The sequence below is a fragment of the Corynebacterium sp. KPL1824 genome (assembly GCF_000478095.1).
Classification (GTDB): Bacteria; Actinomycetota; Actinomycetes; order Mycobacteriales; family Mycobacteriaceae; genus Corynebacterium; species Corynebacterium accolens.
Genome location: NZ_KI515750.1, coordinates 187,430 through 204,299, shown reverse-complemented (window position 1 = coordinate 204,299; position 16,870 = coordinate 187,430). Strand labels below are relative to the sequence as shown.

Genomic DNA, 16,870 nt, shown 5'->3' with positions numbered 1-16,870 from the left:
GTGGCAAAGGTTGAACCAGATTCCCCCGGAGTGGATGACCCAGGCGAGGGTCGCCGTTTAGCACTCGACGTGGGCACAGTGCGAATTGGCGTCGCGGCATCCAACCGCGAGGCCACCCTCGCTACCCCTGTGGAAACCGTTCCTAGGAAGACCGGCTTCAAAGACCGCGATCAAGAAGACATTGATCGAATTCTCGAGCTTATTGCGGCATATACCGCGGTAGAAGTCATTGTTGGTTTGCCGCGTGATTTACACGGAAATGGGTCAAAAAGTGTAAAACACGCGAAAGAAATTGCGTTTCGGATTCGACGCCGCTTGAATCAAGATGAAAATATAGATAAAGTTCCACCACCAGTACGCTTGGCTGATGAACGTTTGACGACGGTAGCGGCAACCACCGCGCTGCGCGCGTCCGGCGTGTCCGAAAAGAAGGGCAGAAAAATCATTGACCAAGCTGCAGCGGTGGAAATACTACAGTCCTGGCTGGATGGGCGTGCTAACGCGCTCCGCTCGGATGATGCAGTAGCCCAGCCTTCAAACTCAGGAGACTAAACACGTGAGCCGTAACCAACAACGCCTCGGGCGATCGATGGATGATAAGTACGTCAAGCGGCGCCAGCGCGGCATCGCCGTGGTGGTCGCATCCGTCATCGTTATTCTAGGAGCTCTGATCTACATCGGAGTACGCATCGGCACTTCTTCGGCCGACTACGAAGGGGCCGGTAACGGCACCACGCAATTGGTGGAGGTCCCAGAAGGGTCCTCCATGTCCGAGCTGGGTCCCACGCTCGTGGAAAAGAATGTGGTCAAGACCCAAGAGGCATTCGACTCTGCGGCATCGATGAACCACAGCGCCAGCCAGATTCAACCTGGTTTCTACCGCCTGCAAGAAGAAATGAGTGCGGCGAATGCGGTAGAGGCATTGCTGGATGAAAACAACCGCGTGGACATGCTCGAGGTCCAAGGTGGTGCGACCCTGGAGGATGTCAAGGTCGTCGGTGGTGACGTGCGCTTTGGCATCTACTCTTTGATCTCACAGGTCAGCTGCGATGACGGCAACTGCCTGGAGAAGGAAGAGCTGGAGAAGGCAGCAGCGGAAACCGATCCTAAGGAGCTCGGCGCGCCCGATTGGGCACTGGATGCCATTAAGAAGCGCGGCAATGACCCGAAGCGTATTGAGGGCCTGATTGCCCCTGGTCAGTACGTGCTCGACCCGAATATGAGCGCCAAGGATATCTTGAAGGACCTCATTACCCGCTCTGCCAAGCGCTATGAAGAAACCGACATTGAAAACCGTGCCAAGGCCATTGGTCTTTCGCCGTACGAGCTTTTGACCTCTGCCTCCTTGGTGGAGCGTGAGGCACCCGCCGGCGAATTCGACAAGGTTGCCCGCGTCATCCTGAACCGCTTGGATGAGCCGATGCGCCTGGAGTTCGACTCCACCGTGAACTATGGCCTAGAAGACGTTGAACTTGCCACCACCGATGAGGCGCGTGCGGAGAAGACGCCGTGGAATACCTACGCCAAGGAAGGATTGCCGGATACGCCGATTTCCTCGCCTTCTGATGAGGCAATCCGCGCCATGGAAGAACCGGCCGAAGGTAATTGGAAGTTCTTCGTCACCGTGGATAAGGACGGCACCACCGTGTTCTCTGATACCTACGATGAGCACCTGGACCGCGTGGACGATGCCATCCGCTCCGGCGTCCTCGACTCGCAGCGCGAGGGCGAAGGGGCAGGTGCCGGCAACGGCGATGCCGCCTCAGATCAACCGGCTGAGTAGGCACTAGGCCGCAGCCAGAAAGGTAGTTGCTCTCCCATGCCGCGCGCCGCAGTACTCGGTAGCCCCATCGCACACTCGTTATCGCCTATCCTGCACAACGCGGGGTATGCCGCAGTGGGGCTCAAGGAGTGGTCCTATACCCGCTTTGAGGTCACGGCCGATACCCTTGTCCCATTCTTGGAAGAATGCGGCCCCGAGTACCGCGGCTTTTCCGTCACCATGCCCGGTAAGTTCGCCGCGCTCGAGGTTGCGGAAGAACGAAGCGATAGGGCGCAGCTTATCGGGTCCGCCAATACCTTGGTGCGCACCGAACATGGGTGGCGCGCGGATAATACCGATACCGAGGGCGTGCGCGGCGCCCTGCAAGAACTCATTGGGCTCCGCCCCGTGTCTCAGGCCCTTATCATCGGCGCGGGCGGAACTTCCCGTCCAGCGCTGTGGGCTCTGGCAGAACGCGGAATCGACCAAGTCACCATCTTGAACCGCTCGAACCGCAAAGCAGAACTCCAGCCCTTGGCCGAGCGGCTCGGGCTCAATTTGCAGTATGCAACCTTTGACGATGACCTCGAGGACCTTTCCCGCTCCGCGGATTTGATTATTTCCACCGTGCCTTCGGCGGCGTTAGAGGATTATCGCTTCCAGCTTGCCCACGCCCCAGTACTCGATGTGATTTATCATCCGTGGCCTACGACGCTCGCCGCCTGCGCCGCCGCGAATGGCTACTTCACCGTGGGCGGGCACGTCATGCTGGCGCATCAAGCATTTAGCCAATTCGAGCAATTCACTGGCCTTACCGCTCCGCGCGAAGAGATGGTTGCGGCCCTGCAGGAAGAGCTTCGCCTGCGCAACCTATAACCACGCTGGGAATACGCCCATGTGCGCCGTCTTGCCATGAAGAGCGGCAAGGCGGCGCTTAGCCTTATGCCATGGGTATTTTCGGGGGAATAGTTTATGGTCTGTGGGCAGCCGCCTTGAGCTGGTGGGATATTCGCGAGCGGCGCTTGCCCGATGCGCTGACCATCCCAGCAGGGGTTCTATCGGTCACTGTTGTTAATTGGGGCGGGTTATTCTGGCCGGTGCTGTACCTCCTAGTGGCGCTGCGGGGTGCTGGCATCGGCGGGGGAGATATAAAGTTGGCCCTGCCGCTGGGCATGCTCGTTGGTGCCACGGCAGGCCCGCTGGCGGTTATCATCGCCTGTGGCGGTGCCGCTGTACTCACCTTGATCGCAAGCGGCATCGCGCGGACCAAGGGCGGTGTGCCCCACGGGCCCTCGATGGTGGTATCCGCTGGGCTGGTTATGGTTGCGTATCCCCTCTTTGAGGGGTGAGGCGAATATATTAGGGTGCCTAGTTGCTCCGTGTGTATAGGTGCCGTGCGATAATACCCGCATGCTTCGTTGGACTACCGCTGGTGAATCCCACGGCCAGGCACTGATCTCCATGCTGGAGCACATGCCGGCCGGAGTACCCATTACCCGTGCTGATATTTCCCATCAGCTTGCGCGGCGCCGCCTTGGATATGGCCGCGGTGCGCGCATGAAGTTTGAAGCCGATGAGGTCACGCTGCTGGGCGGCGTACGCCACGGACTGACCATTGGTAGCCCCATTGCCATCATGATTGGCAATACCGAGTGGCCGAAGTGGACTACCGTCATGTCCGCAGATCCCATCGATATGGACGATGAGGACGTAGCCAAGGCGATGAATTCGGGCCGGGGTGCGCCCTTGCAGCGCCCGCGGCCAGGCCACGCCGATTTCGCCGGCATGGTGAAATATAACCACAGCGAGGCCCGCCCCATCTTAGAGCGCTCTTCTGCCCGGGAAACCGCCGCACGTGTCGCCGCCGCGACGGTAGCGCGGAACTTCCTGCGGGAAACGCTAGGCGTTGAAGTCTTCTCCCACGTGATTTCCATCGGCGCATCGCAGCCCTATGCGGGTGCTTCCCCGAGCTTTGCGGATATCGAGGACATCGACAACTCGCCGGTGCGCGCCTTTGACAAGGACGCCGAATCCGCGATGATTTCAGAGATTGAAGCCGCCAAGAAGCAGGGCGATACCTTAGGCGGCATCGTCGAGGTAATCGTCGATGGCCTCCCCATTGGCCTCGGCTCACATATCTCGGGCGATGACCGCTTGGACGCACAGCTGGCCGGAGCATTGATGGGCATTCAGGCGATCAAGGGCGTAGAAATCGGCGATGGCTTTGAAGAGGCGCGTCGGCGCGGCTCCGAAGCCCACGATGAAATAGTCCGCACCGAGGACGGCGTGACTCGCCTGAGCAACCGTGCCGGCGGCTTGGAAGGCGGCATGACTAACGGGCAGCAATTGCGGGTCCGCGCCGCCATGAAACCGATTTCCACGGTGCCGCGTGCTTTGCAGACGATCGATATGGAATCGGGTGCCGATGCCACCGCAATTCACCAGCGCTCAGATGTTTGCGCCGTGCCGGCAGCAGGAGTTGTGGCTGAGGCCATGGTCTCCCTCGTGCTAGCGCGCGCAGTTTTAGATAAATTTGGCGGGGATAGTTTGAGCGAAACCTCCCGCGCCATTGCTGCATATGAAGAATACGTTTCGCAGCGACTCGCCTTTAACCAGGAGTAAATGATGACAACGCCAACCGATGTAACGGGACAACCGCATCCTTGCGTCGTATTGATTGGCCCGCCCGGGGCGGGAAAGTCCACGATTGGCCGCCGGCTTTCGCATGCGCTGAATTGCGATCTGGTGGATTCGGATCACCTGATCGAAATGGCCGAGGGAAAACCCTGCGGCGAGGTCTTTAGTGAGAAAGGCGAACCGGCGTTTCGCGAGCTCGAGGCCGAACATGTCGCTGAAGCCCTGCAGAAGGGTGGGGTAGTAAGCCTTGGTGGGGGCGCGGTGATGACGGCCTCTACGCGCGAGCTTCTGGAGCGCCACACCGTCGTCTTCCTCGATATTTCCGCAGAAGAAGGCGCGCGCCGCACGGCCGACGATCGCAACCGTCCGGTATTAGCGGCGGATAATCCGGTTGAACATTATCGTTCCATCGTGGAAACGCGTAGGCCCTTTTACCTGGAGGTAGCCGATTTCCGCGTGCGCACGGATACTCGCTCCCCGCAGCAGGTCGTGGGCGATATCCTGGGCTTTTTAGAAACCCTCTAGGCGGGGCAGTTACACCTATCCGCGCAATCCTGCAGGCTGAAGCTCCGTAGAAAGGACACCATCATGCCTACCATCGCCGTTAACGGACCGAGCCCGTATGAGGTCCGCATTGGAGCGGGTCTCAGCGAAGATATCGCGCGGCGCTGCGCGGACACAGGTGCCGATAAGGCGGCGGTGATCTTCCAGCCTGCCCTGCGCACCGCCGCAGAAGAACTCGCAGCATCCGTTGAAGCACAGGGCGTTACCCCCGTCTTGTGCGAGGTGCCGGATGCAGAAGCGGCCAAGCAACTGAGCGTGGTGGGAGGCGTATGGGACCGCCTTGGTGAGGCCGGCTTTAGCCGCAGCGATGTCGTCATTGGTGTAGGCGGCGGGGCAACCACGGACATGGCAGGCTTTGTCGCCGCCGGATGGATGCGCGGCATTAAGGTCATTCAGGTTCCTACGACCCTTCTCGCCATGGTTGATGCCGCGGTGGGCGGGAAAACCGGAATCAATACGAAGGCCGGGAAGAACCTCGTCGGCGCCTTCCACGAGCCGGACTCTGTATTCGTCGATCTGGAGCGCCTAGAGACCCTGCCACAGGCGGAGATCGTGGCTGGTTCCGCTGAGATCATTAAGACCGGGTTCATTCATGATCCGGTCATCGTGGAACGCTATGTGGAAAATCCAGGTGCTTGCCTTGACCCACGCGGTGTCCTGCCCGAACTGATTGAGCGGTCCATCGCGGTGAAAGCAGCGGTGGTGGGAGAAGACCTCAAGGAAGCCGGGCTGCGCGAGACCCTCAATTATGGGCATACCTTTGGCCACGCCATAGAAAGGCAGGAAAACTATGCGTGGCGCCACGGCAATGCGGTAGCCGTAGGCATGATGTTCATTGCGAACCTTTCCCACCAGCGGGGCCTGATAGATGCGGAACTCGTGGAATTGCACCGCAGCATCCTGACCAATATCGGCCTGCCTACGACGTATCAATTCGGGAAATTCGCGGAACTATATGAGGCGATGACCCACGATAAGAAAAACCGCGACGGCAAGATCCGCTTCGTGGCGCTAACCGGAATCGGCGCGACGACGCGGATAGAGGGTCCGACGCGCGAAGAACTAGAAGCGGCATATGCCGCTATCACGGAGTAGATATGAAAATCGTTGTTCTCAATGGCCCGAACCTCAATAGGTTGGGCAAGCGCCAACCAGACGTATACGGTTCTACGACGTTAAGCGATGTTGAAAAGCTCGTGTCCGAGCGTGCGGCGAAGCACGGGGCAGAGGTCGAGTTTTTCCAGTCTAATTTTGAAGGCGAGCTCATTGAGAAGGTCCATGCGGCCGCCGATGCCGGCAGCGCGGTCATCATAAACCCAGGTGGGCTGACGCATACCTCCGTTGCCTTGAGCGACGCCCTGGCAGAGATTGCCGATGGCGCCGGTTTCGTGGAGGTGCATATCTCCAACGTGCACGCCCGGGAAGAATTCCGCCATCATTCTTATCTAAGCCCCATTGCCCGCGGTGTCATCGCCGGCTTGGGGGTCTTTGGATACTGCGCCGCGGTGGACTATCTGTGCCAATAAGCACCGGCCAGATCCATGCCCCTCGGGCGCGGATGGAAAGAAGGCTTCGAACCTAGCCACCTGCGCCGCGGAAATAGTTATAGTGGAAGAATAAATTTTTTTAAGCTTCACTACGTTCCCGCAAAGGATGATTTTATGGCACTTGCAGATACCCGTTTCAGCGATCGCCGCCGGAAGCTAGCCGCGGAATTAGCCGGTCAGCGCATTGATGCGGTATTGGTAACCCACTTGATCCACGTCCGGTACCTGTCCGGATTCTCAGGCTCCAATGGTGGGCTTTTGCTGCGCAAGGATCTCTCCGCGCTGATGGCTACCGATGGCCGCTATACCACCCAGATTGCGCAGGAAGTTCCGGATCTTGAGGCGGTCGAAGGCCGTTCTGTGGGCAAGGTGCTCCTGCAGCAATTCGACAAGGATGAGACCCCGGTTCGCGTCGGCTTCGAAGCCGACTACATGTCCGTATCGGAACTGGAAGATCTGAAGGATTCCGCACCGGATGGGGTCACCTTGGTGCCGATTTCTGGAATCATCGAGGACATCCGCATCACGAAGGATGCTGTAGAACTGGAAAAGCTCGAGGAAATCGCGGCGCTTGCTAACCAGGCATTGGAAGATCTTCTTGCCGCCGGTGAGTTGCGTGCGGGCCGCACGGAGCGCGAAGTTGCCGCCGACCTGGAATTCCGCATGCGCATCCTAGGCTCGGAGCGAGTGAGCTTCGATACCATCGTGGCCTCTGGCCCGAACTCCGCCATGCCGCACCACGGCGCGGATGACCGCGTGATCGAGGACGGGGACTTGGTCACCATCGACTTCGGCGCTCACCTGCGCGGATTTAACTCCGACTGCACCCGCACCTATGTCGTGGGCACGGCAAATGACTTTGCCAAGGAGATCTACGATCTGGTGCTGCGCGCCCAGCAGGCTGGCGTGGAGGCTGCGGTAGCGGGCACGTCGCTTTCCGATGTCGACGCCGCCTGCCGCAACGTTATCGCCGACGCCGGATACGGCGACTACTTCGTCCACTCCACCGGGCACGGCGTGGGCTTGGACGTGCACGAAGCACCCTTTGCCGCCACGACCGGTAAGGGCGAGCTGGCGCCAGGGATGACGCTGACCATCGAACCGGGCGTGTATGTGCCGGGCAAGGGCGGCGTGCGCATCGAAGATACGCTGATTATCACCGATGGAGCCCCGAAGATCATTACCGCCGCCTCCAAGGACTTTACTGAGCTGCCCGCATAGGTAGGCTTGGCCCCTGCGACTCCTCTCTTTCCGGGGAGGAGATTTTAGGGGGTACCGGTGGCCCAGCGGGTGCGGGCTATCCGGTAGGCTTATACTTTGCTTTCAACCTTTCAACCACAATATTCGGGAGTTTAACCGCAATGGCTGATACTACTGATTTCAAGAACGGACTCGTTCTCAAGATTGACAACAAGCTGATGCAGATTACCGAGTTTCAGCATGTGAAGCCGGGCAAGGGCCCAGCATTCGTGCGCACCAAGCTCAAGGACGTTGTCTCCGGAAAGACCGTGGACAAGACCTGGAACTCGGGCGTCAAGGTAGAAACCGCTACGGTGGACCGTCGCGATATGACCTACCTGTACAACGACGGCACCAGCTACGTCGTCATGGATGAAAAGACCTTCGAGCAGTTTGAGCTTTCGCCAGATAAGTTTGGCGATGCCGCACGTTTCCTGCTGGAAAACATGCGCGTGCAGGTCTCCTTCTACGAGGATGAGGCATTGTTCGCGGAACTTCCTATCTCCGTCGACCTCAAGGTAGAGCACACCGAGCCAGGCCTGCAGGGTGACCGTTCCTCCGGCGGCACCAAGCCCGCCACGCTGGAGACCGGCGCCGAGATCCAGGTGCCGCTGTTCATTGAAATCGGCAATGTACTAAAGATCGATACCCGCACCGGCGAGTACCTGTCCCGCGTCAACAACTAGGGCCTTATCTTGTCTGATAATACTGCTAAGCGGGATATCAATCATAAACGGCATACCGCGCGCTACCGGGCGCGCCGGCGCGCAGCGGATATCCTCTATGAAGCGGAGAACAGAGACGTTGATCCCGTTGCCATCGTTGAGGACCGCGTTGCCTTGGCGCGCGAGGATCGCCACGCGGTAGCGCCGATCGCGGATTACACCAAGGTCATCGTCCAAGGTGTCGCAGAAGAGCTAGACGCTATCGATGACACGATCTCGCGGTACCTTTCCCAGAACTGGGAGCTGCACCGGATCCCCGCCGTCGATCGCGCAATCTTGCGCCTTTCGGTCTGGGAGCTGTTGTTTAATCCGGACGTTCCCACCGCGACGGCCGTCGTCGAAGGCGTGGAGCTGGCCTCGCAGTATTCCCACGATCAAGCCGCACCGTATATCCACGCGGTCTTGGATGACGTCGCGCAATCTCGTTCTGAGCTAAGCCCGATGAATAACGACGGCGATGAGGAAGAAAGCGACGCCGCGGAATCCGAAGACTCCCAAGAGGACTCTGCAGTCTCGACGCCCGCAGAGGCGCCAAGAGAGTCAGAGGAGCCCGAGGAGTCAGCCCCGGCTACTGAACCGGAAGCAGACGCGGAAGAGGAAAACTCTTAAATCAAGCCGTTCCCCGTCTCCCGCTGCACTGTGCCGCGGGAGACAGCCGGTTCGCACGGGGCCCATACCGTGGCGTTTGTACAATAATTGCCATGGGTAAATTTAAGATCAAAGATGCGCTCGACCTGCGCGCCGGAAAAACCTTTCGGCTTGTCGATGTCGATCCCACGGGAACTCCAGGTTTCGATGGCTCAAAGTCTGATTTAGAAGACCGCTTCAAACGCTATGACGATGAGCTCTATGACTTGCAGGAGCGCCTTTTTGCCAATGGTAGGGCCCATGCCGATGACGCACCCTCGCTTTTAGTGGTCCTGCAAGGAATGGATACCTCCGGCAAAGGCGGGGCGATTCGCCATGTCTTTTCCGTCTTCGATCCGCAGGGCACGAAGACCGTCGGTTTTGGCAAGCCCACGGAAGAGGAAATGCACCACGATTTCCTGTGGCGCATCCGCAAACACGATCCGGTTCCTGGCCAAGTCGTGGCCTTTGACCGTTCCCACTATGAGGACGTCTTGATTCAGCGCGTACACGAGTGGGTGGATGAGGAAGAGATCGACCGCCGCTTCGAGGCGATTCGTGAGTATGAGCAAGAGCTCGCCGGAAAGCGGGTAAAGATCTTGAAGGTCTTTTTGCATATCTCGCCGGAGTTCCAAAAGGAAAACCTCATCGAGCGCACCGAGCGCGAGGATAAGTTCTGGAAGTACGATCCTTCAGATCTTGAAGAGCGCGGCTATTGGGATAAATACATGGCGGCTTATGAAGATGCCATCCGCCGGACGGATGAGCTCTGGGCACCGTGGTTTGTTATCCCCACGGATAATAAGAAGTACGCGCGCATGGCCTTGAAATATCTCATCGTCGATGCACTGCGGCACCTGAACCTGTCGTGGCCCGCGCCCGAATTCGATCCGGAGGCAGAAAAGCAGCGCATTCTAGATGCGGACTAGGCACTAGCCGCCCAAAAACCCGCACCGTCGCCGCGCCATAGCACGCGAGTGCGCGAGGCGGGCGAAACAAGTGCGGGGAGGCGCTTAGAGAAAAGGCAGGCTAGGCGTTTCCGGACGGCGTGGAGTTGTCCTCGCCGTTATTGCCAGCCTTCGCCGCGGTTTCAGAACCGAGCTTGGCCATTTCTTCGGCGGCAGAAACCATGGCGTCCTGGCCGTTGATGACGGCATCGACGGCCTTCTTCAAAGCGGTGGTGAGTTGCTCATCGGTCATTCCGGCGGCGGCGGGAATATCGCGCTCGGTGCGGACGACGAGCATATCGTCGTGCTCAGAAATAACTGCTCGCGCGCCGAATGCTACAGAGTTGATCTGGTTGGCGGCGAGGAAGAGTCCGGCATCGGCCTTGGAGAACGAGGCATCGGTTGGCACATCGCAGCGCACGATGACAACGGAATCCAGGACCGCAAACATGGTGGGCAGGCCATTGAGGTTGGCGGTGGCGGCGTCAATTTCGCCTTCCACCTTGGTCAGCTCAATGTCGAAGGTGCCCATGGCAGCTACGACGCGGTCTAGATCGACCTCGGGCAAATTGTTTTCGGTAGATGCGGTGGATGCATTAGTCATGGTTATGCTCCTCCCAGGTGACAAGCTGTGGGTAGTGCTCTTCAACAAAAGCCATGGACTGCAGCATGGAGTCCAAGGTGGACATCACGAAGGCACCGATCTGGTTGCGGGACAGGCCATGGGAAATGTTGATTTCGCGCACGCCGGAGACGGCCAGATTGTTTTCGGACGATTCAAAAAAGCGCAGGGTGGGCGCGAAGTGCTGCTGGTTCCACTTATTGAGGACCATGAGCAGTTGCGGGCCTTCCGAGGCTGGGGCGTTGCCGCGCCAGACGGAGTCTGCGACGAGGACATCGTCACGCACCTGCAAGGCAATGGCGATATTGGAAAAGCCGGTGCGCAGGATCTTTACCGTCTCGCCTTCGCCGACGGTCTGTTCTTCTACGCGGTACTCGAGCTTTTCGGAGTCAAAAATTTCACCGATGCGCTCTAGGGTGACATCCTCAATGGGCGTATCGGGATACAGGGTTGGTTCTTCAGACACGTAAGTAGTCTCAATCCATGTACTAATCGGGGATAATGGTCAACCCTGCCTAGTTTACCTAACTCATAGCGCTCCTACGGCGACTCCCACAGGCTTTCGCCGCCGAGTTCGTGCGCCAAGGCGGCGTCGATGGTGGGGTAGCGGAAGGTATGGCTTATGTCCTCGAGCACCTGTGGCTTCACCCGCTGGTCGGCCAAGGCGAGTTCTTGCGCGCCTTGCTTGCCCAGGAGCAAAGCGGGTCCGAATTGGGGGATCGGCAGGATGGTGGGTCGGTGCAATTCGGATCCCAAGGCGGATACGAAGTCCTTATTGAGCACCGGGTTTGGTGATACCCCATTGACCGGACCCTTAAGGTTCTCATCCACGATGGCGCGTATATAGGAGTCGGTGAGATCGTCTAAGGCGACCCAGCTGTACCAAAAGTTGCCGTCACCAAAGGCGCCGCCAAGCCCTGTGGAAAACAGCGCGCGCAACAGCGGTAGCAGGCCGGAATTGCCGGACATCACGATGCCGGTGCGGATATTGACCACGCGCTTCCCGGCCTCGCGGGCGGGGTCGCAGGCTTTCTCCCAGTCCGCTGCGACATCGGCAAGAAAGCCCTCGCCGCGCTCGGCTTCCTCGGTTAGCAGCTCATCGCCGCGCTCAGACCCGTAGAAGCCGATGGCAGAGGCACACACCATGGCCTGCACGGAATCGGTGGCGGCCACTAGGCGGGCGAGGTTTTCGGTGGGCCCACGCGGGAGTCGCGGATATCGGACTTGTGGCTGTCATTAAAGCGCCCAAAGATGGGCTCGCCGGCTAGGTGCACCAGCACGTCGATGCCCTCGAGGAGATCGGGCCGCGGGTGGTGCGGGCGCCACTCGCGCTGGCCGGGTTCGGCGCTGCCGCGTACGAGCTGGATCACGGTGTGGCCCAAAGTTTGTAGCTGTGCGGTCAGCGCGCTGCCCACGCTGCCGCGCGAGCCGGTGATGGCGATGGTCAACGGCTTGTGGCCGAGCTGGCCTTCGCGCAGGCGGTTTTCAAAGGCAATATCCTGGATGAGCTGGTGCTGCCGGTAGGCGAATAGCGAGTTGAGGGCCGCAGCGGGAATGCGGGTATCGACCTCGTCTGTAATCAGCGTGCCGCCTGGGTGATCGGCAAACCGGTGCGTATGACGCCACTTGGCAAATTTGCGGATCGGCGCGTTGATGCAGACATCGCTGAAGCTATAGCCGGCCTGGTAGCGCGATAGATCGTGCTGGGCCGTCCACTGCAAACCGCCCGGCAGGGAAAGTAGGGAGGTGCCATCGCCCAGATCGGTGGCCTGTTGCACGGGCTTCATGAATGCGAAAGGTGGGTTTAGGCGTGCGAGCGACCCTGGCCGGGAATGCCACTGCCAGACGTGTTCGCGGGAGGCTGGGACTACGTGCTGCGCGGAGAAACTCACTGCGTGATGCACCTCTTTCGGCTAAGCCTCACCCACGGGTGGGTAAGGTGCTAGAGTAATACGTGTCTATCAGCATAGACGTCTACAAGTTCATTGACAGGCATCCTTTAATGACCGCACCGTGAGGCGGGGAAGGAGGTCACGATGAGTGGAACTGACGTGAACGCGAACGAATTGGAGCTTTTAAGCGCCGATGATGTCTCGCGTACCGTTGCACGCATCGCGCACCAGATTATTGAAAAGACGGCGCTCGATTCCGCGGAGGCCCCGCGGGTCATTTTGCTGGGCATCCCCTCAGGCGGAGTGCCCCTAGCGCAGCGCCTCGCGCAGAAAATACACGAGTTTTCCGGGGTTCCCGTTCCGTGGGGCTCGCTCGACATCACGTTGTACAGGGACGATTTGCGCAATTTCCCGCACCGTGCCCTGCAACCGACCTCCATCCCAGACGGCGGCATCGATAATGCCACGGTCATCTTGGTCGATGATGTCCTTTATTCCGGCCGCACCATCCGCGCCGCCCTCGATGCATTGGGTGATGTCGGCCGGCCTTCGATTATCCAGTTGGCCGTATTAGTTGACCGCGGGCACCGCGAAGTCCCCATCCGCGCCGATTATGTGGGCAAGAACCTGCCCACGGCGCGGGAAGAAGATGTCTCCGTATATATCCAAGACATTGATGGCCGCGATGCCGTTGTTCTCACCCGCTCTACGTCCGCGGGCGATACCGCGCAGATAAGGGGAACGCACTCATGAAACACCTCATCGATAGCGCGGAACTATCCCGCGCAGAGATCATCGGCCTGCTGGATGAGGCCGATCGCTTCCGCGAGGCGCTCGATGGCCGCGAGGTCAAGAAACTGCCGACGCTGCGCGGGCGCACGATTTATACACTTTTCTATGAAAACTCCACGCGCACGCGCTCGTCCTTTGAAACGGCCGGCAAGTGGATGTCCGCTGACGTGATCAACCTCTCGGCGTCGACCTCGTCCGTGAAAAAGGGCGAATCCTTGAAGGATACGGGCCTGACGCTGGCGGCCATCGGCGCCGATGCCATCATCATGCGCCACCCGTCTTCCGGCGCGCCGCAACAGCTGGCCCAGTGGGTGGACCCAGATGGGCATGGCCCCGCCGTTATCAACGCCGGTGACGGTGCGCACCAGCACCCGACGCAGGCCTTGCTCGATGCCGTCACGATGCGCCAGCGCCTAGGTCTGCGCGGCGATAATGGCTTCGAGGGCCTGAAGGTAAAGATTGTGGGCGATTGCCTGCACTCGCGCGTCGTGCGCTCCAACGTGGATCTCCTGCACACCTTGGGCGCGGAGGTCACCCTCGTGGGACCTGCGACCTTGATGCCGTGGGGCGTGGACAAGTGGCCGGTGCGCGTGTCCTATGACTTTGATGCAGAGCTTTCAGATGCCGATGTCGTGATGATGCTGCGCGTGCAGCAAGAGCGCATGGACGGCGGCTTCTTCCCGTCCCACCGCGAGTACGCGCAGCTATTCGGGCTATCGCAGCAGCGCGCCGCGGCGCTGCACAAGGACGCCATCGTCATGCACCCAGGTCCCATGTTGCGCGGCATGGAGATTAACTACGCCGTGGCCGATATGGATAAAACCACGGTATTGCAGCAGGTCAACAACGGTGTCCACATGCGCATGGCAGTGCTTTTTACGCTGCTGACTAATGGCGATAACGCCGGGATTTAAACCGGGCAGAGCATAAGCCACGTAAAGGGAGAGAAAATGACTACGTACCCAGCTACCGGCCGGCTGTCCGCACCGGCCGAGAACCCACTACTGATTAAAAATATTCGCCTGTACGGGGAAGGCGAACCCACCAACGTTCTCATTCGCGGTGGGGTTATTGACTCCATCGGGCCCGAGGTGCAGGCAGACGGTGCTGCCGAGACCATCGACGGTGGCGGCAACGTGTTGCTGCCTGGCCTGGTTGACATGCACGTGCACCTGCGCGAGCCAGGCCGCGAGGATACCGAGACCATCGAGTCCGGTTCCAAGGCCGCGGCCAAGGGCGGGTTTACCGCGGTGTTTACCATGGCCAATACCACGCCGGTCACGGACCAGCCCATCATCGCCGAATCCGTGTGGGCAAAGTCCCAGGCGCTGGGGCTGTGCGATGTCCACCCGGTCGGCTCCATCACCAAGGGCCTAGAAGGCAAGTCCTTAACGGAGTTCGGCATGATGGCGCGCAGCGATGCCAAGGTGCGCATGTTCTCTGATGATGGCAAGTGCGTGCAGAACCCACAGCTGATGCGCCGCGCGCTGGAATACGCCAAGGGCATGGACGTGCTACTGGCCCAGCACGCCGAGGATGACCGCATGACCGGTGGGTCTTCTGCCCACGAGGGTGAAAACGCTGCTCGGTTGGGCCTGCGCGGTTGGCCGCGCGTGGCGGAAGAATCCATCGTTGCCCGCGACGCCCTGTTAGCCCGTGATTACGGCAACCGCGTTCACATCTGCCACGCCTCCACGCAGGGCACGGTGGAGCTCCTGCAGTGGGCGAAGGAACACGATATTCCGCTGACCGCAGAGGTCACCCCGCACCACCTGCTGATGACCGATGACAAACTGCGCACCTATGACGGCCTCTTCCGCGTGAACCCGCCGCTGCGCGAACAGCGCGATACGGAGGCGCTGCGCCAGGCGCTTCTTGATGGCACCATTGACTGCGTCGCCACCGACCACGCGCCGCATGGCTCCGAGGACAAGTGCGTGGAATTCGAAAACGCGCGCCCCGGCATGCTGGGGCTGGAGTCCTCGCTGGCGGTCATCGCCAAGCTCTTTGTGGAAACCGGCCTGGCGGACTGGCGCTTTATCGCGCGCGTCATGTCCGAGCGCCCCGCTGAGATCACGCGCCTGCCAGGCCACGGTCGCCCCTTGGAAGTGGGGGAGCCTGCCAACCTGACCATCGTTGACCCACAACACCACTGGGTATCCGATTCTGCGCAGCTCGCATCCAAGTCCCAAAACAACCCCTATGCGGGCGAGGAATTCGGCGCGCGAGTTACCCACACCATCTTGCGCGGCTCGGTAACGTTCGATCTGAACACCGCTACCCATGATTAACCTTGCACACAGCACCCAATCAAGGCACAGAAAGGCCACGACGTGACTGATAAAACCCCAGCAATCCTCGTCCTTGCGAATGGGCGTACCTTCCGTGGCTACGGCTTCGGCGCTACCGGCACCACCCTCGGTGAGGCCGTATTTACCACCGCGATGACCGGTTACCAGGAAACGATGACGGATCCATCCTACCACCGCCAAATCGTCGTTTCCGCCGCCCCGCACATTGGCAATACCGGCTGGAACGATGAGGACAACGAGTCCCACGGCAATAATATCTGGGTCGCAGGCCTGGTTATCCGCGATCTGTCCCGCCGCGTATCCAGCTGGCGTGCAGAACGCAGCTTGAGCGAAGAAATGCAGGCCCAAGGCGTCATCGGCATCCGCGGGATCGATACCCGCACCTTGGTGCGCCACCTGCGCAACTACGGTTCCATCTCCGCGGGCCTCTTCTCCGGAGAGGCCGCCACCCGGCCCGTCGAGGAACTCCTCGAGGAGGTAAAGAGCCAATCCTCCATGGAGGGCGCGGATCTTGCCGCCGAGGTATCCACCGATAAGCCCTATGTTGTTGAGGCCCAAGGAGAAAAGAAGCACACCATCGTCGCCTTTGACATGGGCGTGAAATCCGCAACGCCGCGCTACCTTTCCCAGCGCGGCATCGAGACCATCGTGGTGCCGTCTACCACCACCTTTGCAGAAGTCCAGTCCTATAACCCGGACGGCGTCTTCGTCTCCAACGGCCCGGGCGACCCGGCTACTGCCGATGACACAGTTGCCACCATCAAAAAGGTGCTCGCGGCGGACATCCCGTTCTTTGGCATCTGCTTTGGCAACCAGCTGCTCGGGCGCGCGCTGGGCCTAGATACCTACAAGATGAAGTTCGGACACCGCGGCATCAACGTCCCGGTGCGCAACCTGCTGACCGGCAAGATCGATATCACCTCCCAAAACCACGGCTTCGCGCTGCAGGCGCCAGATAACTACGACCTGGCCAATGAGGACGCCGAATTCGCCTCGGACTTCGGCCCGGCCCACATCACGCATATCTGCTTGAACGATGACACGGTCGAGGGCGTCGCCCTGCGCAATGGCATGGCCTTTTCGGTGCAGTACCACCCGGAATCCGCCGCCGGCCCGCACGATGCCAACCCGCTCTTTGATCAATTCTTAGAGCTCATGGCCAACCACACCCCGAATAAGTAGTCACCCAGGAAAAGGAAGAAAT

18 protein-coding genes and 1 pseudogene are annotated in these 16,870 nt (G+C 59.8%); 16 read left to right on the top strand and 3 right to left on the bottom strand.

Translation table 11 applies throughout. The features are described 5' to 3' along the window. From ruvX to HMPREF1267_RS07210, 12 genes are all read left to right on the top strand, one after another. Positions 1-552 (top strand): Holliday junction resolvase RuvX, encoded by a 552-nt coding sequence (gene ruvX / locus HMPREF1267_RS07265; protein WP_023017424.1) that lies wholly within the window; start codon positions 1-3, stop codon positions 550-552. A 37-nt stretch (positions 553-589) separates the two neighbouring features. Beyond that, positions 590-1,783: an endolytic transglycosylase MltG gene (gene mltG, locus HMPREF1267_RS07260; RefSeq protein ID WP_005283219.1), complete on the top strand. Its 1,194-nt coding sequence runs from the start codon at positions 590-592 to the stop codon at positions 1,781-1,783. Positions 1,784-1,819: 36 nt separating this feature from the next. Beyond that, positions 1,820-2,638, top strand: coding sequence for a shikimate dehydrogenase (locus HMPREF1267_RS07255; protein WP_023017426.1), 819 nt, complete (start codon positions 1,820-1,822; stop codon positions 2,636-2,638). Positions 2,639-2,709: 71 nt separating this feature from the next. Further along, on the top strand, positions 2,710-3,111 hold the full coding sequence (locus HMPREF1267_RS07250; RefSeq protein ID WP_023017427.1) for an A24 family peptidase: 402 nt from the start codon (positions 2,710-2,712) through the stop codon (positions 3,109-3,111). A 61-nt stretch (positions 3,112-3,172) separates the two neighbouring features. Further along, positions 3,173-4,384, top strand: coding sequence for a chorismate synthase (gene aroC, locus HMPREF1267_RS07245; RefSeq protein WP_034654237.1), 1,212 nt, complete (start codon positions 3,173-3,175; stop codon positions 4,382-4,384). Next, positions 4,385-4,924 (top strand): shikimate kinase, encoded by a 540-nt coding sequence (locus HMPREF1267_RS07240; RefSeq protein WP_084519549.1) that lies wholly within the window; start codon positions 4,385-4,387, stop codon positions 4,922-4,924. Positions 4,925-4,987: 63 nt separating this feature from the next. Next, a complete protein-coding gene (aroB, locus tag HMPREF1267_RS07235) occupies positions 4,988-6,058 on the top strand; it encodes a 3-dehydroquinate synthase (protein ID WP_023017430.1) in 1,071 nt (356 codons plus the stop codon). A 2-nt stretch (positions 6,059-6,060) separates the two neighbouring features. Then, positions 6,061-6,489 (top strand): type II 3-dehydroquinate dehydratase, encoded by a 429-nt coding sequence (aroQ, locus tag HMPREF1267_RS07230; protein WP_023017431.1) that lies wholly within the window; start codon positions 6,061-6,063, stop codon positions 6,487-6,489. Positions 6,490-6,624: 135 nt separating this feature from the next. Further along, positions 6,625-7,731 carry a Xaa-Pro peptidase family protein gene (locus tag HMPREF1267_RS07225; RefSeq protein ID WP_023017432.1) on the top strand — a complete coding sequence of 369 codons (1,107 nt, stop codon included), beginning with the start codon at positions 6,625-6,627 and terminating at the stop codon, positions 7,729-7,731. A 140-nt stretch (positions 7,732-7,871) separates the two neighbouring features. Beyond that, positions 7,872-8,435: an elongation factor P gene (efp, locus tag HMPREF1267_RS07220; protein WP_023017433.1), complete on the top strand. Its 564-nt coding sequence runs from the start codon at positions 7,872-7,874 to the stop codon at positions 8,433-8,435. 9 nt (positions 8,436-8,444) lie between these two features. Beyond that, positions 8,445-9,083, top strand: a complete 639-nt coding sequence (gene nusB / locus HMPREF1267_RS07215) for a transcription antitermination factor NusB (RefSeq protein ID WP_023017434.1) — start codon at positions 8,445-8,447, stop codon at positions 9,081-9,083. A gap of 92 nt (positions 9,084-9,175) precedes the next feature. After that, positions 9,176-10,030 carry a PPK2 family polyphosphate--nucleotide phosphotransferase gene (locus HMPREF1267_RS07210; RefSeq protein WP_023017435.1) on the top strand — a complete coding sequence of 285 codons (855 nt, stop codon included), beginning with the start codon at positions 9,176-9,178 and terminating at the stop codon, positions 10,028-10,030. Positions 10,031-10,130: 100 nt separating this feature from the next. On the opposite strand, the gene HMPREF1267_RS07205 is transcribed toward HMPREF1267_RS07210, so the two are convergent. From HMPREF1267_RS07205 to HMPREF1267_RS07195, 3 genes and pseudogenes are all read right to left on the bottom strand, one after another. Beyond that, positions 10,131-10,652, bottom strand: coding sequence for a YbjN domain-containing protein (locus HMPREF1267_RS07205; RefSeq protein ID WP_005283188.1), 522 nt, complete (start codon positions 10,650-10,652; stop codon positions 10,131-10,133). Further along, the gene (locus tag HMPREF1267_RS07200; protein ID WP_005283185.1) at positions 10,645-11,136 is read right to left on the bottom strand and encodes a YbjN domain-containing protein; all 492 of its coding nucleotides are present in this window, start codon (positions 11,134-11,136) and stop codon (positions 10,645-10,647) included. The genes HMPREF1267_RS07205 and HMPREF1267_RS07200 overlap by 8 nt, the downstream gene beginning before the upstream one ends. Positions 11,137-11,210: 74 nt before the next feature. Beyond that, positions 11,211-12,562, bottom strand: a pseudogene (locus HMPREF1267_RS07195) (TIGR01777 family oxidoreductase). Positions 12,563-12,706: 144 nt separating this feature from the next. Here HMPREF1267_RS07195 and pyrR point away from each other — a divergent pair. Genes pyrR through carA form a run of 4 tightly spaced genes read left to right on the top strand, consistent with a single transcriptional unit; the run spans position 12,707 to position 16,848 of the window. Then, complete coding sequence (gene pyrR, locus HMPREF1267_RS07190; RefSeq protein WP_023017437.1) at positions 12,707-13,315, top strand: bifunctional pyr operon transcriptional regulator/uracil phosphoribosyltransferase PyrR; 609 nt, start codon at positions 12,707-12,709, stop codon at positions 13,313-13,315. Further along, the gene (locus HMPREF1267_RS07185) at positions 13,312-14,268 is read left to right on the top strand and encodes an aspartate carbamoyltransferase catalytic subunit (protein ID WP_023017438.1); all 957 of its coding nucleotides are present in this window, start codon (positions 13,312-13,314) and stop codon (positions 14,266-14,268) included. The genes pyrR and HMPREF1267_RS07185 overlap by 4 nt, the downstream gene beginning before the upstream one ends. A gap of 36 nt (positions 14,269-14,304) precedes the next feature. Then, positions 14,305-15,645 (top strand): dihydroorotase, encoded by a 1,341-nt coding sequence (locus HMPREF1267_RS07180; protein ID WP_023028844.1) that lies wholly within the window; start codon positions 14,305-14,307, stop codon positions 15,643-15,645. 42 nt (positions 15,646-15,687) lie between these two features. Then, positions 15,688-16,848 carry a glutamine-hydrolyzing carbamoyl-phosphate synthase small subunit gene (gene carA / locus HMPREF1267_RS07175; RefSeq protein WP_023028843.1) on the top strand — a complete coding sequence of 387 codons (1,161 nt, stop codon included), beginning with the start codon at positions 15,688-15,690 and terminating at the stop codon, positions 16,846-16,848. The last annotated feature ends 22 nt before the right edge of the window (positions 16,849-16,870 follow it).